General features: G+C 72.4%; 19 protein-coding genes. 12 read left to right on the plus strand and 7 right to left on the minus strand.

Going from position 1 to position 15,618, the window contains the following annotated elements:
• Window positions 1-12: 12 nt before the first annotated feature.
• From dapE to FB467_RS06165, 5 genes are all read left to right on the plus strand, one after another.
• Window positions 13-1,104, plus strand: a complete 1,092-nt coding sequence (dapE, locus tag FB467_RS06145; RefSeq protein WP_141784311.1) for a succinyl-diaminopimelate desuccinylase — start codon at window positions 13-15, stop codon at window positions 1,102-1,104.
• 66 nt (window positions 1,105-1,170) lie between these two features.
• Window positions 1,171-1,914 (plus strand): LOG family protein, encoded by a 744-nt coding sequence (locus FB467_RS06150; RefSeq protein WP_141784312.1) that lies wholly within the window; start codon window positions 1,171-1,173, stop codon window positions 1,912-1,914.
• A complete protein-coding gene (locus FB467_RS06155; RefSeq protein WP_141784313.1) occupies window positions 1,911-2,291 on the plus strand; it encodes a DivIVA domain-containing protein in 381 nt (126 codons plus the stop codon). Before FB467_RS06150 ends, FB467_RS06155 begins: the two co-directional genes overlap by 4 nt.
• On the plus strand, window positions 2,278-2,712 hold the full coding sequence (locus FB467_RS06160; RefSeq protein ID WP_141784314.1) for an SRPBCC family protein: 435 nt from the start codon (window positions 2,278-2,280) through the stop codon (window positions 2,710-2,712). Before FB467_RS06155 ends, FB467_RS06160 begins: the two co-directional genes overlap by 14 nt.
• Window positions 2,709-3,914, plus strand: a complete 1,206-nt coding sequence (locus tag FB467_RS06165) for a hypothetical protein (protein ID WP_141784315.1) — start codon at window positions 2,709-2,711, stop codon at window positions 3,912-3,914. Before FB467_RS06160 ends, FB467_RS06165 begins: the two co-directional genes overlap by 4 nt.
• Before the next feature lie 10 nt (window positions 3,915-3,924).
• Here the strand turns inward: FB467_RS06165 and FB467_RS06170 are convergent, their stop codons facing one another.
• The gene (locus FB467_RS06170) at window positions 3,925-4,749 is read right to left on the minus strand and encodes an enoyl-CoA hydratase/isomerase family protein (RefSeq protein ID WP_141784316.1); all 825 of its coding nucleotides are present in this window, start codon (window positions 4,747-4,749) and stop codon (window positions 3,925-3,927) included.
• Window positions 4,749-5,555 (minus strand): PaaX family transcriptional regulator, encoded by an 807-nt coding sequence (locus FB467_RS06175; protein WP_170230593.1) that lies wholly within the window; start codon window positions 5,553-5,555, stop codon window positions 4,749-4,751. The genes FB467_RS06170 and FB467_RS06175 overlap by 1 nt, the downstream gene beginning before the upstream one ends.
• Before the next feature lie 129 nt (window positions 5,556-5,684).
• Between FB467_RS06175 and FB467_RS18445 the strand changes: the two genes are divergently transcribed.
• Window positions 5,685-5,855, plus strand: a complete 171-nt coding sequence (locus FB467_RS18445; protein ID WP_170230595.1) for a DUF3117 domain-containing protein — start codon at window positions 5,685-5,687, stop codon at window positions 5,853-5,855.
• A gap of 89 nt (window positions 5,856-5,944) precedes the next feature.
• Here the strand turns inward: FB467_RS18445 and FB467_RS06180 are convergent, their stop codons facing one another.
• Window positions 5,945-6,577 (minus strand): O-methyltransferase, encoded by a 633-nt coding sequence (locus tag FB467_RS06180; RefSeq protein WP_141784318.1) that lies wholly within the window; start codon window positions 6,575-6,577, stop codon window positions 5,945-5,947.
• Window positions 6,578-6,689: 112 nt separating this feature from the next.
• Between FB467_RS06180 and sigE the strand changes: the two genes are divergently transcribed.
• From sigE to FB467_RS06200, 4 genes are read left to right on the plus strand one after another with little or no spacing between them, the layout of a single operon-like run.
• Window positions 6,690-7,274: an RNA polymerase sigma factor SigE gene (gene sigE, locus FB467_RS06185; protein ID WP_141784319.1), complete on the plus strand. Its 585-nt coding sequence runs from the start codon at window positions 6,690-6,692 to the stop codon at window positions 7,272-7,274.
• 56 nt (window positions 7,275-7,330) lie between these two features.
• The gene (locus tag FB467_RS06190; RefSeq protein ID WP_141784320.1) at window positions 7,331-8,653 is read left to right on the plus strand and encodes a S1C family serine protease; all 1,323 of its coding nucleotides are present in this window, start codon (window positions 7,331-7,333) and stop codon (window positions 8,651-8,653) included.
• A gap of 31 nt (window positions 8,654-8,684) precedes the next feature.
• Window positions 8,685-9,074 (plus strand): twin-arginine translocase TatA/TatE family subunit, encoded by a 390-nt coding sequence (locus FB467_RS06195; RefSeq protein WP_141784321.1) that lies wholly within the window; start codon window positions 8,685-8,687, stop codon window positions 9,072-9,074.
• Between the two features lie 7 nt (window positions 9,075-9,081).
• Window positions 9,082-9,984: a DUF3626 domain-containing protein gene (locus tag FB467_RS06200; RefSeq protein ID WP_141784322.1), complete on the plus strand. Its 903-nt coding sequence runs from the start codon at window positions 9,082-9,084 to the stop codon at window positions 9,982-9,984.
• 3 nt (window positions 9,985-9,987) lie between these two features.
• Here the strand turns inward: FB467_RS06200 and FB467_RS06205 are convergent, their stop codons facing one another.
• From FB467_RS06205 to FB467_RS06215, 3 genes are all read right to left on the minus strand, one after another.
• Entirely contained in the window at window positions 9,988-11,115 is a 1,128-nt protein-coding gene (locus tag FB467_RS06205; RefSeq protein WP_141784323.1) for an Mrp/NBP35 family ATP-binding protein, read from the minus strand.
• 90 nt (window positions 11,116-11,205) lie between these two features.
• Entirely contained in the window at window positions 11,206-11,796 is a 591-nt protein-coding gene (locus tag FB467_RS06210) for a DUF1003 domain-containing protein (RefSeq protein WP_141784324.1), read from the minus strand.
• Complete coding sequence (locus FB467_RS06215; protein WP_141784325.1) at window positions 11,789-13,084, minus strand: magnesium transporter MgtE N-terminal domain-containing protein; 1,296 nt, start codon at window positions 13,082-13,084, stop codon at window positions 11,789-11,791. Before FB467_RS06215 ends, FB467_RS06210 begins: the two co-directional genes overlap by 8 nt.
• A 191-nt stretch (window positions 13,085-13,275) precedes the next feature.
• Between FB467_RS06215 and FB467_RS19280 the strand changes: the two genes are divergently transcribed.
• Together FB467_RS19280 and FB467_RS06220 are read left to right on the plus strand one after the other, a co-directional pair.
• Window positions 13,276-13,398 carry a hypothetical protein gene (locus tag FB467_RS19280; RefSeq protein WP_267128630.1) on the plus strand — a complete coding sequence of 41 codons (123 nt, stop codon included), beginning with the start codon at window positions 13,276-13,278 and terminating at the stop codon, window positions 13,396-13,398.
• Between the two features lie 139 nt (window positions 13,399-13,537).
• Window positions 13,538-14,044, plus strand: a complete 507-nt coding sequence (locus tag FB467_RS06220; RefSeq protein WP_228393458.1) for a YflT domain-containing protein — start codon at window positions 13,538-13,540, stop codon at window positions 14,042-14,044.
• A gap of 25 nt (window positions 14,045-14,069) precedes the next feature.
• Here the strand turns inward: FB467_RS06220 and FB467_RS06225 are convergent, their stop codons facing one another.
• Window positions 14,070-15,572 (minus strand): aminopeptidase P family protein, encoded by a 1,503-nt coding sequence (locus tag FB467_RS06225; RefSeq protein WP_141784326.1) that lies wholly within the window; start codon window positions 15,570-15,572, stop codon window positions 14,070-14,072.
• Window positions 15,573-15,618 lie beyond the last annotated feature (46 nt).

Raw genomic sequence — 15,618 nt, forward strand, 5'->3', positions numbered from 1 at the left:
GGGTGGTCCGCCATGAGCACCGACGCCCCCGCGACGCACCCCGGGCTGGACCTGACCGCCGACGTGGTGACCCTCACCGCCGCCCTGTGCGACATCCCCTCGGTGAGCATGGAGGAGCAGGCGATCGCCGACGCCGTGCAGGCGGCGCTGACCCCGCTGCCGCACCTGGAGGTGGTGCGGGACGGGAACGTCGTGGTGGCCCGGACCGACCTCGGCCGGGCGGAACGGGTCGTGCTGGCCGGGCACCTGGACACGGTGCCGCTGACCGACCCGCCGAACCTGCCGGTGCGCATCGAGGAGGACTACCTGGTCGGACGGGGGACCACCGACATGAAGGGCGGGGTGGCTGTGCAGCTGCGGTTGGCCGGGCAGTTGACGGCGCCCACCCGGGACGTCACCTACGTCTTCTACGACGGCGAGGAGGTGGCCGACGAACACAACGGTCTCGCCCGCTTGTCCCGGGAGCGTCCGGAGCTGCTCCGGGGCGACTTCGCGGTGCTGCTGGAGCCCAGCGACGACGGGGTCGAGGGCGGCTGCAACGGGTACGTCACCGTCCGGGTGCACACCCGCGGCACGGCCTGCCACTCGGCCCGGCCGTGGATGGGGCACAACGCCGTGCACGACCTCGCCGGGGTGCTCGACCGGATCACCGCCGCGGACCTGCCGGACGTCGACGTCGACGGCCTCACCTACCGCCAGTCGCTGAACGCGGTGGCGGTGAGCGGGGGGATCGCCGACAACGTCATCCCCGACCACGCGGTGGTCACGGTGAACTACCGGTTCGCCCCGGAGCGCGACGCGGCGGCCGCGGTCCGACACCTGCAGGAGGAGGTCTTCGCCGGGCTCGAGGTGGAGGTCGTGGACGCGGTCGACGGCGCCCGCCCGGGGCTGCACCTGCCGGCCGCCGCCGACTTCGTGACCGCGCTCGGCCTCCCGGTGCGGGCCAAGCAGGGCTGGACGGACGTGGCCCGGTTCAGCGCCCTCGGGATCCCGGCGGTGAACTTCGGGCCGGGCGAGAGCAGGTTCGCGCACATGGCCGACGAGCGGTGCCTGCTGCGCCAGCTCGGCGAGTGCGAGCAGGCGCTCCTGCGCTGGCTGTCCTGACCCACCGGGGCGGACGTCCCGACCCGGGACGTGCACGGCACAGCGTCGCCGACTAGGTTCGTGCCCGTGACTGATCAGAGGGAACACCTCCAGGGACCGGTGACCCTGCGGGGCCGCCAGGTGCCGGCCACCACCACCGACCAGCGGCTGCTGGACAGTGCCGGGCCCGCTGACTGGGTGCACACCGACCCCTGGCGGGTGCTGCGGATCCAGGCCGAGTTCGTCGAGGGTTTCGGCACGCTGTCCGAGATCGGCCCGGCGATCAGCGTCTTCGGCTCGGCCCGGACCGAGCCCGGCCACCCCACCTACGAGCTGGCCGAACGGGTCGGGCGGACCGTCGTGGAGCGCGGCTTCGCGGTGATCACCGGGGGAGGCCCGGGCACCATGGAGGCGGCCAACAAGGGCGCCACCGAGGCCGGGGGCACCTCGGTCGGGCTGGGCATCGAACTGCCCTTCGAGGCGGGCCTGAACCCCTACGTCAACCTCGGCATCAACTTCCGGTACTTCTTCGCCCGCAAGACGATGTTCGTCAAGTACGCCCAGGGCTTCATCGTGCTCCCCGGGGGGTTCGGCACGCTGGACGAGATGTTCGAGGCGGTCACCCTCGTGCAGACCGGCAAGATCACCAGGTTCCCGATCGCGCTGCTCGGCACCCGGTTCTGGCGGCCCATGGTCGACTGGTTGCAGGAGGCCCTGCTGGCCGAGGGCACGATCTCGCCGAAGGACCTGGACCTGCTCCACCTGACCGACGACGTCGACGAGGCGGTGGACCACGTGGTGGGATCCCGCGGGGCCGGGGGCGAGCCGTGATCATCCTGCTCGTGGTCGTCGTGGTGCTGCTAGCCGGGCTCGTCGCCGCGGTTCTCGCCGGACGCATCCCGGCCGGCGGCCTCCTCCCGCCGGTGAGCTCGGAGTCCGCGGCCGGGCTGCCGCGCGGGGGCATGGAGCCCGCCGACCTGGCCGCGCTCCGGTTCGACATGGTCCCCCGCGGCTACCGGATGTCGCAGGTGGACGCGGTCCTGGAGCGGCTCGTCGACGAGGTGCGGACCCGGGACGCCGAGATCGCGCTGCTCCGTGCCGAGAGGGCCGGGGAGGAGCCGGGCGCGGGGGACGACCTGGCCGTCACCGGGGACGAGGGCGGCGGTCTCCCGGGCGGGGGCGAGGAGACCGGGCATGGGGGCCGTTGAGCTGGTCCGGGTGGTCCCCGCCGACCTGGAGGCCACGTTCGCCGTCGTCGGCGACCTCACGGCATACGGACGGTTCGTCGTGGCCACCACCCTGGAGACCGACCCGCTGCCGGTGGGGGTGGGCTGGTCGTTCACCGCGCGCACCGGCGTCGGACCGCTCGTGGTGGTCGACCGGATGACGGTCACCGCGTGGGAGCCGCCGCACCGGTTCAGCGTCCGCAAGCTCGGCCCCGTGCTGGACGGCTGGGCCGACGTCCGGTTCGTCGCGGGGGCGGCCGGCACCACGGTGCGGTGGACCGAGGAGATCACGGTCCGTCCCCCATGGTTGGGACGCCGCCTGACCCTGCTCAGCGACCTCGTCACCCGGTGGCTGTTCGGGCGTGCCCTGGACCGGATGGTCGCGCAGGTCCGCGCCGCATGACCACCCGGCCCACCGGACGGTTCCTGCTGACCGTCCTCGCGATCTATACCGTCCTGCGGCTGTTCACCACCGCCGTGCTGCTCTGGATCACGCACAGCCAGCAGGACCCGGTGATCTTCACCGACGAGTACCCCCGCTACTTCGACGTGGCCACCGCCTGGGACGGCAAGTGGTACCGCGAGATCGCCGAGCAGGGCTACCCGCCGGAGCTGCCGCGCTACGAGGACGGCACGGTGCGGCAGAACCCCTGGGCGTTCTACCCGATCTTCCCGAAGACCGCGGCCCTGCTCATGCACCTGACCGGTCAGCCCTTCGAGGTCGTCGCCCCGCTGTTGGCCACGGTCATCGGGTATGCCGCGGTGCTGGTCATGGCGTTGCTGCTGCACGAGCGGGTGGGTCGGGTCGGCACCCTGGCGGCCGTCACGCTGTATGCCGCGTTCCCCGCCTCGCCGACGCTCCAGGTCGCCTACACCGAGTCGCTGGCCATCCTGCTGCTCTGCCTGGTGCTGCTGCTCCTGAGCAAGGAACGGTGGCTGTGGGCCGCCGGAGTGGCCGTGCTCACCGGTCTGGCCCGCCCGATCGCGCTGCCGCTGGGGGTCGTGGCACTGGTGGCCGTCTTCCTGCGCTGGCGGGCCCGCGGCGAGCGTCCCCTGGGTGCCGGGGAGGTGCTGCGGATGCTGGCCGCCCTGGTGGGCTGCGGGGTCTCCGGGTTGATCTGGCCGGCCCTGGTCTGGCGGGGCACCGGGGAACCGGACGGCTACACGACCACGATGTCTGCCTGGCGCGGCGGGGAGGAGATCTCGCCCTTCCAACCGACCTTGGACCTGCTGGAGTTCCTGTTCGGCGACCGGGGGACCTGGTTGCTGCTGGGCGGGACGGTGCTGCTCCTGGTCGCCGTGCTGGGGCCGTGGGCGCGGGCGCTCGGTGCCGAGCTGCGCGCCTGGCTGTTGGCCTACCCGTTCTACCTGGCGGCGGCGCTCGACCCGTGGACGAGCATCTACCGCTACCTGCTGATGATGTTCCCGCTGTTCGTGGTCTTCGTCGGCGCGGGCTGGCGACCGGGGGACCGCAAGGGGTACGTCCAGCCCACCTGGCTCACCGGTACCCGCCTGGTGGTCCTCCTGGTGCTGTTCCTGGGCTGGCAGGTCTGGTGGACCTGGGAGCTGTTCATGTTCGTGCCACCGCGCGACGACCCGCCGTGACGGTGGGTGCTCACTCGCCGGTGAAGACCGGCGTCTCCTTGGCCAGGAAGGCCGCGACGGCGGCGCGGTGGTCGGCGCTGGCACCCGTCTCGGCCATCAACCCGGCCTCGTGCTCCAGCGCCTGCTCCAGCGGGGCCCCGGCCGAGACCTCCACGGCCCGCCGGACCGCACCGTAGGCCCGGGTCGGCCCGGCCGCCAGCCGGGCGGCGAGGGCGGCGACGTGGTCGGCCAGCTGGTCGGCGGGGACGACCTCGGTGGCCAGCCCGATCGCGGCCGCCTCGTCCGCGGGCACGGTGCGCGGCAGCAGCAGCAGTTCCTTGGCCTTGGCGGTGCCGACCAGGCGCGGGAGCGACCAGGAGGACCCGGAGTCGCAGGACAGCGCGATCCCGACGAAGGCCAGGTTGAACCCCGCCGTGTCGGCGACGATCCGCAGGTCCGCGGCCATCGCGAACGCGGCCCCGGCCCCGGCGGCCACCCCGTTGACCGCGGCGATGACCGGCTTGTCCATCGTGGCCAGCAGGGTGACGATCGGGTTGTAGTGCTCGGGGACGGTGCGCCACAGCGACTGGTCCTCGGCTTGCAGGAGCTTGATGTGCTCCTTGAGGTCCTGCCCCACGCAGAAGGCCCGTCCCGACCCGGTCAGGACGACGCACCGGACCCCGGGGTCGGCCGCGACGTCCTGCAGCGCCTCCAGCAGCGCGACCTTGGTCGGCGTGTCCAGGGAGTTCATCGCCTCCGGGCGGTTGAACCGGACCGTGGCCACCCCCGCGGCCCGCTCGACGACGACGGTGTGCTGCTCCGGGCTCGCGGGCTGGTCGGCGGGCGGTTGGGTCATCACTCGGCTCCTGTCAGTGGCGCCCCGGCGAGGGCGAGGGTGTCGCTGACGAATGTACGGGCTGCCGGTCGCAGTGTCTCGGCTGCCTCCAGGAAGAGGGCCCGTGCCGCGTTGCCCGGCCACCCCTGCGGGAGCACCCCCGCGGGCAGCTCCGGGTCGATGAAGAGGAAACTGCGCCACCGGTGCACCAGCTCGGCACGGATCGGGTAGGCCTCCTCCGGGGTCAGGTCGGCACGGCCGCCGGCCACCAGCTCGGCATACCGGTCGAGGAACCCGTGGTAGCGCGCCGCCAGGTCGGTCAGGTCCCACGCCTGGGCAGCCAGCGTGGCCGGCTCGCCCAGGTGGTCGGCCGCGAAGGACTGCCAACCGACCCCGAGCGGCCCCAGCGCGGACTCCAGCTCCGGGTTGGGATGGGCCGCCACCCAGGTCTGGGCCGCCAGACGTCCGTACCCGAGGTAGCCGAGCGTCGCCGCCACCCGGTCCCGCTGCGCCCGGTCGCCGGCCCGGTCCAGCACGATGACCCGCCACCGGCCGTCCCAGGGCACCTCGACCGGCCGGTAGATGCGTTGGTGGGCGGCCGCCAACCGGGCGGTGGCGGCCGGCGTCGCGAGGTAGCCCCGCACCCCGTTGCGGCGCGCCGGGGCCAGCCAGTCCTGGGTCACCATCCGGGATACCGCGGTACGGGTCGCCGCAGGACGGATCCCGCAGGACCCCAGCAACGTCACCACGCTGGAGATGGGTGCCCACGAGCCGAACTCGGTGAGGTGGTCACCGTAGAGGTCGAAGACAGCCGATCGCGCGCGCACCGCTCCAGTGTGCCGTAGGGAGGATTTCGACCATCGGCACGGACAGGGGATAATGGGGGCAGTGATCGTAGCCCGCGGCACTTCGGCGGCGGGCACCGCGGTGCGCCGCGGCAGGAGGAAGGGTTCACGATGGCAGCGATGAAGCCGCGTACGGGGGACGGCCCCCTCGAGGTGACCAAGGAGGGCCGTGGCATCGTGCTTCGGATGCCGCTCGAGGGTGGCGGCAGGCTCGTGGTGGAGATGAACGCCGAGGAGGCCGGCGCCCTGGGCGCCGCCATCGAGGAGTGCCTGGGCGGCTGAGCCCGGGTTCCCACCCACACACCTCACGGGCTCCGGCCCGAGACGAAGACCCCCTCGCGCCGGTCGTCGGCGTGGGGGGTCTTCCTTGCTCAGCGCTTGACGGCGGCGAGCAGCCCGTCCCCGACCGGGAGCAGGGTCGGGATCAGCCGCTCGTCCTCACGCAGCGTCTTGCCCAGGTCCCGCAGGATCGTCGTGGTCTCGTCCCGGGCCGCGGGGTCGGCGACCTGGTCGTGCCACAGCATGTTGTCCATCACCAGGACACCGCCGGACCGGAGCAGCCGGATGGCCTGCTCGGCATACACGGGGTAGCTGGGCTTGTCCGCGTCGACCAGCACGAGGTCGTAGGCACCGTCGGTGAGCCGCGGCAGCACCTGACCGGCGTCCCCGCCGATCACCCGGGTCCGCTGGGTGGGGATGCCCGCTGCGGCGAAGGCCTCCTTGGCGGCCCGCTGGTGCTCCGGCTCGATGTCGATCGAGGTCAGGATGCCGTCCGGGGCCATCCCCTCGAGCAACCACAGGCCGGAGACCCCGGCGCCGGTGCCGATCTCCACCACGTGCGTGGCGCGCAGCGAGGCGGCCAGCAGCCGCAGTGCCGCACCGACCCCGGCGCTGACCGGCATGCAGCCCAGCGACTCCCCGCGACCCCCGGCCTGCTCGATCACCTCGGTCGGCGTGATGAAGTCCTCGGTGTAGGCCCACGAGGCCGGTTTCTGTGCACCCATGGGGCCAACCCTAACCTCCCCGGGGCGCTCAGGTAATTCCCAGGATCTGCTGCCAGTCTGGTCACCACGAATCACGCCGACCCCGGCAGTCGGCGGAGCCACGGAGGACACGATGGACGAGCGGACGCACGAGGAACAGGACTGGCAGCCGCCGTCCTGGGACGAGATCGTGCGTGACCACTCCGCCCGCGTCTACCGGCTCGCCTACCGGCTCACCGGCAACCAGCACGATGCCGAGGACCTGACCCACGACGTCTTCGTCCGGGTCTTCCGCTCGCTGCAGACCTACCGCCCCGGCACCTTCGAGGGTTGGTTGCACCGGATCACCACCAACCTGTTCCTGGACAAGGCGCGGCGCAAGCAGCGGATCCGCTTCGACGCACTCAGCGAGGACGCCGCGGCCCGGATCCCCAGCCGCTCGCTCGGCCCGGAGGCGGCGTACGACGCCACCCACTTCGACGACGACGTGCAGCGTGCCCTGGACTCGCTCTCGCCCCAGTTCCGCGCCGCCGTCGTGCTGAGCGACATCGAGGGGTTCACCTACGAAGAGGTGGCCCAGACGCTGGGCATCAAGTTGGGCACCGTGCGCTCGCGGATCCACCGCGGCCGTGCCCAGTTGCGCCAGCAGCTGGCCCACCGGGCGCCGCAGCCGGCCCGCCGCGGCCCGACGACCGCCCCCCTGCCCGTCCTCGGCTGAGTCGCGGAGTGCCCGCATTGCCCGGTCGGGGCGGCGATCAGGCAGAATCACCGATCATGGCCGAGCGCGAGGACGACACCCAGGGGATCCCGGTCGACCGCACCCTGCAGTGGCGCAGCGCCCCGCCCCGCAACGTCCCGGAGGCGACCCCGCCGGAAGGCAGCGGATCCGCCGCACCGGCACCCACGGCATACCACTCGGCGTTCGGGCCGGACCGTCCGGCAGCGCCCGTGAGCAGCAGCTCCGTGGCCGAGACACCCCCCGCCGCTCCGGGCCGGGGCCGTCGACGTGCCGGTGCCGGCTGGCTCGCAGCCGGCCTCTGCCTGGGTCTGGTCGGTGGCGTGGCCGGCGGGGTCCTCTCGGACCGCTACCTCGGGACGGAGTCGGAAACCCCGCGGGTGGTGGAGCCGGCGATCGGGGCGCAGATCGGCACCGGGGGCACCGCGCCGGTCACCGCCATCGCCACGACGGCGCTGCCGAGCGTGGTCTTCATCAGCGTCGAGGGGGACGACGGGGCCGGGGTGGGCTCGGGGTTCGTGGTGCGCGAGGACGGCTACATCGTGACCAACAACCACGTCATCGAGGGGGCCGCCGACGGGGGGACCATCACCGTGGAGTTCTCCCACGACCAGGAGCCGCTCCCGGCCGAGATCGTGGGCCGGGACGTGCCCTACGACCTGGCGGTGCTCAAGGTGGACCGCGCGGGGCTGCCGGCGCTGCGGTTCGGTGACTCCGACCAGCTGGAGGTCGGGGAGGGCGTGGTCGCGGTCGGCGCCCCGCTGGGCCTGGACAGCACGGTGACCGCCGGGATCGTCTCGGCCGTCAACCGGCCCGTGGTGGCCGGTCAGGGGGAGTCCACCTCCTACATCAACGCGATCCAGACCGACGCCGCGATCAACCCGGGCAACTCCGGCGGCCCGCTGCTGGACATGGCCGGACACGTCATCGGGATCAACTCGGCGATCGCGCAGATCCCCGACATGACGGTCAGCCAGTCCGGCAGCATCGGGCTCGGCTTCGCGATCCCCGGCAACCAGGTGCAGCGCACCACCGAGCAGCTCATCGAGACCGGGACCAGCGAGCACCCCGTCATGGGGATCCTGGTGGACACCACCTACCGCGACGGCGGGGCACGGGTGCTGGACCAGGCGCAGGCCGGGGACCAGGACGCGGTCGTCGACGGGGGACCGGCCGACAAGGTCGGGATCGAGCCTGGCGACATCATCCTGGCCATCGACGGGACGCGGGTGGACGACTCCAACCACCTGATCGTGCTGCTGCGGTCCCACAAGGTGGGCGACACCGTCGAGGTGCTGATCCGCGAGGCGGACGGGGCGGAGCGGACCGAGCAGGTCACCCTGGCAGGATCTGGGGAATGAACGACCCCTCGCAGCCGGCGGGAGCCTGCTGATGTGGAACCTCAACGGGACCGAGCTGCTGATCCTGATCGTGCTCGCCCTGGTCATCCTCGGCCCGGACCGGCTGCCTGAGTATGCCTCGCGGCTCGCCAAGGGGGTCCGGCAGCTGCGGGACCTCGCGGAGGGCGCCAAGGTGCAGCTGCGCGAGGAGATGGGGCCCGGCTTCGACGACGTGGACTGGAAGCAGCTGGACCCCCGGCAGTACGACCCGCGCCGGATCGTGCGGGAGGCCCTGCAGGACGAGCCGCCAGCCGCCGCCAGCGCCGACGCCGGGCAGGCGCAGCCGCCGCAGCGGGAGGTCGACCATGCCTCCGGCGGGGGCCCGACGGTCCGGTTGATGGACCCCTCCCTGCCCACGCCGTTCGACCCCGAGGCCACCTGAGGCCCGGATGAGGCCGGCGGCGTGGGAGGCGCTGGCGCGGGTCCGCTCCCGGAGCGTGGGACCGCCGCTGGACCCGGACCTCCGGGTCACCCTCAACTTCCACCCCGACCGGCTCAGCCGCGGTCGGACCGTGCTGGAGCACCTGCGGCTCGACGGGACCTACCGGTCGCAGTTCGAGACCGGGACCAGCAACGGTGGCCTGACCGCCCACGAGGGTGGCGCGCGCTGGCGGTGGGAGCGGGACATCTTCGGTGGCGCCTACGACGACGCGCCGGCCGCCGAGCGTCCGGTCTACGGTGCCCTCGACCACCGCAGAGGACCGCTCGGTGGCGCCCCGAGGTTCGGGTCGGCCTACCTGCGGCTGACCCCAGAGGTCCTGGGAAGGACGTCCTTCTGCTTCCCCGACTCGGTCTTCGGGCCCGGACTCTTCGGCACGGCAGATGCTTGCGACCTGGTGCGGCACGCCGAGGAGTATGCCCGGCGCGTGCGTGATGGCGTCGACGAGGCCGACGAGGCGCGCGAGGGCGGACTGCTCGACGCGTATGTCGAGGCGCACGTCCACGGCCGCGTCGAGCTGGCCCGGGACGTCGAGGTGCTCGCGCTGGACCCCTGCTACCGCGGCACCGAGATCGAGGAGCAGGCCCGGGCGTTGCCCGTCTCGGTCCGCTGGCACGAGGGCCGGCGCTTGACGGTGCAGGAGGCGGAGCGCCACGTGGCCTTCCGCGGACCCGAGGCAGTCGAGCTCGCGCGACGGATCGCCCGGCACGGTGAGCTCGATGCGCGGGTGATCGGACTGGCGGCAGCGGCCGGCGCGGACGGGCAGCTGCTCAAGCGGGTGTGGCACCTGGTCGCGCGGTACGGCCGGCCACGGGGCCTGACCGATCCATGGGCGGGCCCCAGCCGGGGGTGACCGTCAGGTGGGGGAGATGCTGAGCTTGCGTCCGGCCAGGCCGCGGCTGCGGCCGGACAGGCCACGGGCGACGGCGCGCAACGCGGTCGCGGCCGGGGAGTCCGGCTGACCCAGGACGACCGGGAGCCCCTGGTCGCCGCCCTCGCGGACGGTGACGTCCAGCGGGATCTGCCCGAGCAGCGGCACCTCGGCACCGATCGAGCGGGACAGCGACTCGGCGACCGTGCGCCCGCCGCCGGAGCCGAAGATCTCCTGGCGGGTGCCGTCCGGCAGTTCCAGCCAGGACATGTTCTCCACCACGCCGACCAGGCGCTGGTGCGTCTGCAGGGCGATCGACCCGGCCCGTTCGGCCACCTCGGCGGCGGCCTGCTGCGGGGTCGTGACGACCAGCAGCTCGGAGTTCGGCAGCAGCTGGGCCACGGTGATCGCGATGTCGCCGGTGCCCGGGGGCAGGTCGAGCAGCAGCACGTCCAGGTCGCCCCAGAAGACATCGCCCAGGAACTGCTGCATCGCCCGGTGCAGCATCGGGCCGCGCCACACCACCGGCTGGTTGCCGGGCACGAACATCCCGATCGAGATGACCTTCACGTCGTGCTGGATCGGCGGCAGGATCATGTCGTCGACCTGCGTGGGCTGGTGCTCCACCCCGAGCATGCGGGGCACCGAGAAGCCGTAGATGTCGGCATCGACCACCCCGACCCGCAGGCCCTCGGCAGCCATCGCCGCGGCCAGGTTCACGGTGACCGAGGACTTCCCGACCCCACCCTTGCCGGAGGCCACGGCATACACCCGGGTCAGGGAGTCCGGGCGGGCGAACGGGATCTCCCGCTCCGGGGCGTTCCCGCGCAACTGCTGCTTCAGCCCCTGGCGCTGCTCGTCGCTCATCACCCCGAGCTGGACCTGCACGTCGGTGACCCCCTCGACGGCGGACACGGCCGCGGTGACGTCCCGGGTGATGGTGTCCTTCATCGGACAACCGGGGACGGTCAGTAGGACGGTGGTGGAGACCAGGCCCTCGGGGGAGACGTCGACCCGTTCGACCATGCCCAACTCGGTGATCGGTCGCCGGATCTCCGGGTCGTTCACCGTCGCGAGGGCTGCCTGGATGGTGTCAAGGGTAGGAACGGGCATAACCCCATGGTAGGTCGCGCCGCGGCGCGCTCTGCACGTGGTCTCCCGCGGCTAGGTCCGCGGTGCCGCTCGGTCGGGCGCGGTCCCGGATCAGTCGCGGGCGTCTTCCGTCGCGTCCTCGCCGTCGTCCGGGTCGAACCTGCGCTGACGCTCGTCGAGCTCCTCCAGCAGGTTACGCAGCTCGGAACGGACGAAGTCGCGGGTTGCGGTGTCTCGTAGCGCGATCCGGAGCGCTGCGACCTCGCGGGTGAGGAACTCGGTGTCCGCCAGGTTGCGCTCGTCCCGGGTCCGGTCCTGCTCGATCATCACCTTGTCCCGGTCGGCCTGCCGGTTCTGCGCGAGCAGGATGAGCGGCGCGGCGTAGGACGCCTGCAGGCTGAGCATCAGGGTCAGGAAGATGAACGCGTAGGGGTCGAACCGCAGGTTGTCGGGGGCCAGCACGTTCCAGACCAGCCAGACCGTGACGAAGATCGTCATGTATGCCAGGAAACGGGCGGTGCCCATGAACCGGGCGAACCCCTCGGCGAAGGCGCCGAACTGCTCGGGGTCCATCTGCGGCCGCCACCGCCACGACCTGGCCTGGGCCAGCGGCTGGTCCAGGCGGTCGTCCCGCCCGGCCGCCCGGTCCACGGAGCGCTCGGCGAGGCGCTCGCGGCGGGGCCGGTTGGTGGGTTCAGACATGGTGGGCCTCCGGGGTCGCGTCGTCGTCGCGGTCCTCGCGCCAGTCGTCGGGGAGCAGGTGGTCCAGGACGTCGTCGACGGTCACCGCGCCCAGCAGCCGCCCCTCCTCGTCGGTCACCGGCAGGGCCACCATGTTGTAGGTGGCCAGGGTCCGGGTGATCTGGCCCAGATCGGCGTCGGGGCCGATCGGTTCGATGTCCTTGTCGACGACCGAGCCGACCGTGTTGTGCGGGGCCTCGCGGAGCAGCTTCTGGATGTGGCAGATGCCCAGCAGGCGGCCGGTGGGGGTCTCCAGGGGCGCCCGGGTGACGTAGACCAGGGAGGCGAGCGCGGGGCTGAGCTCCTCCCGGCGGACCACGGCGAGGGCCTCGGCGATGCTGGCCTCCGGGCCGAGGATGACCGGCTCGGTGGTCATCAGACCTCCGGCGGTGTCCTCGTCGTAGGCCAGCAGCCGGCGGATCGGGGCGGCCTCGTCCGGCTCCATCAGCTGCAGGAGCTCCTCGACCGCGTCCTCGGGCAGGTCGCCCAACAGGTCGGTCGCGTCGTCGGGCTGCATCGCCTCCAGGATGTCGGCCGCCCGGTCGGTGCTCAGCCGGGTCAGGATCTCCACCCGGTCGTCGTCGGGAAGCTCCTCCATGACGTTGGCCAACGTCTCGTCGTCGAGCGCGTCGGCCACCTCGGAGCGGCGCTTCGGGCTGAGGTCGTGGATGGCACCGGCGAGGTCCTGGGGCTTGAGGTCCTCCAGGCTCTCCAGCAACCGGTGTGCCTCCTGCCCGGGGGCGTCCAGGTGCAGGCCCTCGACCTGCTCGATCCCCACCAGCACGGTCTCCCCGCGCCGGCGCCGGAGTCGCAGCGCCGAGCTGGTGGACCCGGTGGGTCGTTTGCGGACGAACACCTTGGTCACCCGCCAGTCGCGGCTCGGTGTCATCTCCAGCGCGAGGTCCTCCACGACCGCGGGGAAGGTCTCCTCGTCCTGGGTGGCGGTGACCTCGCGGTCGAAGAGCTCGGCGACCACGAGCGTCTCGCCCGGCCGCTGCTCGAAGCGGCGCATGTTGACCAGGCCGGTGGTGATGACCTGCCCGGAGTCGATGCTGGTCACCCGCGTCATCGGCACGAAGACGCGGCGCCGGCCGGGCACCTCCACCACCATGCCGATGGCCCGTGGCCCGCGGGTGCGGACGGCACCGGCCAGGCTCACCACGACGTCCCGCACGCGGCCGACCTCGTCCCCCAGCGGGTCGAAGACACTGAGCCCGTTCAGGCGGGCGACGAAGACACGAGGGCTCACGGGGGCAGACTACCGACCGGATCGAGGATCCTCGGGACAGTGGTCCGGATCACATCACGATATGGAATACCTGACGCGATCCGTGGCTTGAACCGTGTAGCCGGGTGGCGTCTGCGAGGGAGCAGACGGTCTGGCGCCCGGCGGAATTCGACCCACCGAGCACCACACCGACGCAGGAGAAGCACACGCCCATGGGCATCATCACTGGCAACACCTACGACACCGCGACGCTGCGCGCCTACCGGCACCCGCTGCGGGCGCAGGAGATCGCGCGCCGGCCGGTCAAGCCGCGGCGCGGGCTCTTCCAGCGCTGAGCCTGCGGCGCACCGCACGAGCCGGTGCCCGCCACGATCACGAGACCCTCGACCCCCTCGGTCGGGGGTCTTGCTGTGTCAGGAGGTCGGGGCTCCGGCGTGGTGCGACACCGGCCCCCGAGGGTGCAATGATGGGCGGGTGAGCAGCCATCCGCAGATGGGATCCGCCGGGCGCATGACGGGCCTGACGCTGAACTACCCGATGTCCCTGGGCGTCTTCGACCAGTACCAGGACGCGCAGCGGGCCGTCGACTATCTGTCCGACCAGCAGTTCCCGGTCGAGAACTGCATGATCGTGGGGACCGACCTGCGTCAGGTCGAGCGGGTGACCGGTCGGCTGACGATGGGGCGGGTCGCCCTCGGCGGCCTGGTCTCCGGCATCTGGCTCGGCCTGTTCGTAGGGCTGATCTTCGCGCTGTTCGGCACCGTGGGGGACACCCTGGTGACGGTCCTCTCCTGCGTCGCCTTCGGCGCCGTCTTCGCGTTGATCTGGGCGATGCTCGGCTACGGGATGACGCGGGGCAAGCGCGACTTCACCTCGGTCTCCCAGGTGGTGGCGACCCGCTACGAGGTGCTCACCGAGCACAAGTTCGCCCAGCAGGCACGCGACCTGCTCGCCGACCTGCCCGCCCGCGAGCGGAACTGACCGCGGCGGCCGAACCCTACAAGCGTCAGCGGCGTCCGCCCGAACGGACCCAGGCCTCGACCTCGTCGGCGGTCCGCGGGAGCGCGGACGACAGGTTGCGGTGGCCGTCCTCGGTGATGACCACGTCGTCCTCGATCCGGACCCCGATGCCGCGGTACTCCTCGGGCACCAGTTCGTCGTCGGCCTTGAAGTAGAGGCCGGGCTCGACGGTCAGCACCATGCCGGGGGTCAGCGTGCCCTCCATGTAGTCCTCGCGGAGCGCCAGCGCGCAGTCGTGCACGTCGATGCCCAGGTGGTGGCTGGTGCCGTGCACCATCCAGCGGCGGTGGAACTGGCCGTGCTCGGGGTCCAGGGTCTGCTCGATGGTCACGCCGTCGGGCAGCAGGCCCCACTCGTGCAGCTTGGTGGCGATCACCCGGATCGCCGCGGCGTGGACGTCCTTGAAGGTGTTGCCGGGCTTCGCCGCCGCCAGACCCGCCTCCTGGGCCTCCAGGACGGCGTCGTAGACCTTGCGCTGGGTCTCCGAGAAGGTGCCGTTGACCGGCAGCGTGCGGGTCACGTCCGCGGTGAACAGCGAGTCGGTCTCGACGCCGGCGTCGAGCAGGAGCAGCTCACCGTCGGAGACGTCACCGGTGTTGCGGATCCAGTGCAGCGTCGTGGCGTGGTCACCGGCGGCACAGATCGAGTCGTATCCCACGCCGTTGCCGGAGTGCCGGGCGTGCAGTCCGAAGACCCCCTCCACCCAGCGCTCGCCGCGTCCGCGACGGACCGCCTCGGGGAGTTCGGCGACCACCGCGTCGAAGGCGTCCGCGGTCGCGTCGCACGCCTCCTGCATCCGCTCGATCTCCCACTCGTCCTTGACCAGGCGCAGCGTGGACAGGAAGCGGGCCAGCTCCACGTCCTCCTCGGTCTGCGCCTGCGCCTCGTCCTGCGGCTGGGTCCCGGCCTGCGTCCGGACCGAGGCGACCTGGGCGGTCACGTCCTGGTCCGCATCCGGCACGACCCGCAGCCGGACCACGCCGGCGTCCTTGGCCAGTGCGTCCGGCAGTTCGTCCAGGTGCCGGGTGGTGATCCCGAGCTCGGCGGTCATGCTCTCCAGCGTCGGGCGGGCGCCGACCCAGAACTCTCCGACGCGGGAGTCGGCGAAGAACTCCTCGCTGTCCCGGTCGGCGAGGGGGAGGAAGTAGAGGACCGCCTCGTGGCCGCCCTCCTCGAGCGGGTGCAGCACGAGCACGGCGTCCGGCTCGCGGTCCGCGCCGAGCCCGGTCAGGTGGGCGAAGGCGCTGTGCGGCCGGAACACGTAGTCGGTGTCGTTGCTGCGCACCTTCAACCCGCCGGCGGGGACGACCAGCCGTTCCCCCGGGAAGGCGTCCGACAGCGCCTGCCGGCGACGGGCGGCATACGGCGCGAAGGCTGCCTCCTGCGGCAACGTGTCCGGGCGGGGAGCCCACCCCGAGGCCACGAAGGCACGGAACTCCTCGCTCGTCGGACGGCTGCGGTGGCCCACCTTGATCTGCTTCTCACTCACCCTCCCATCGTCGCACGGTCGGTTCGGTGGCGGGCTGCGGTGGTGC

The organism is Ornithinicoccus hortensis (genome assembly GCF_006716185.1).
Taxonomy (GTDB): domain Bacteria; phylum Actinomycetota; class Actinomycetes; order Actinomycetales; family Dermatophilaceae; genus Ornithinicoccus; species Ornithinicoccus hortensis.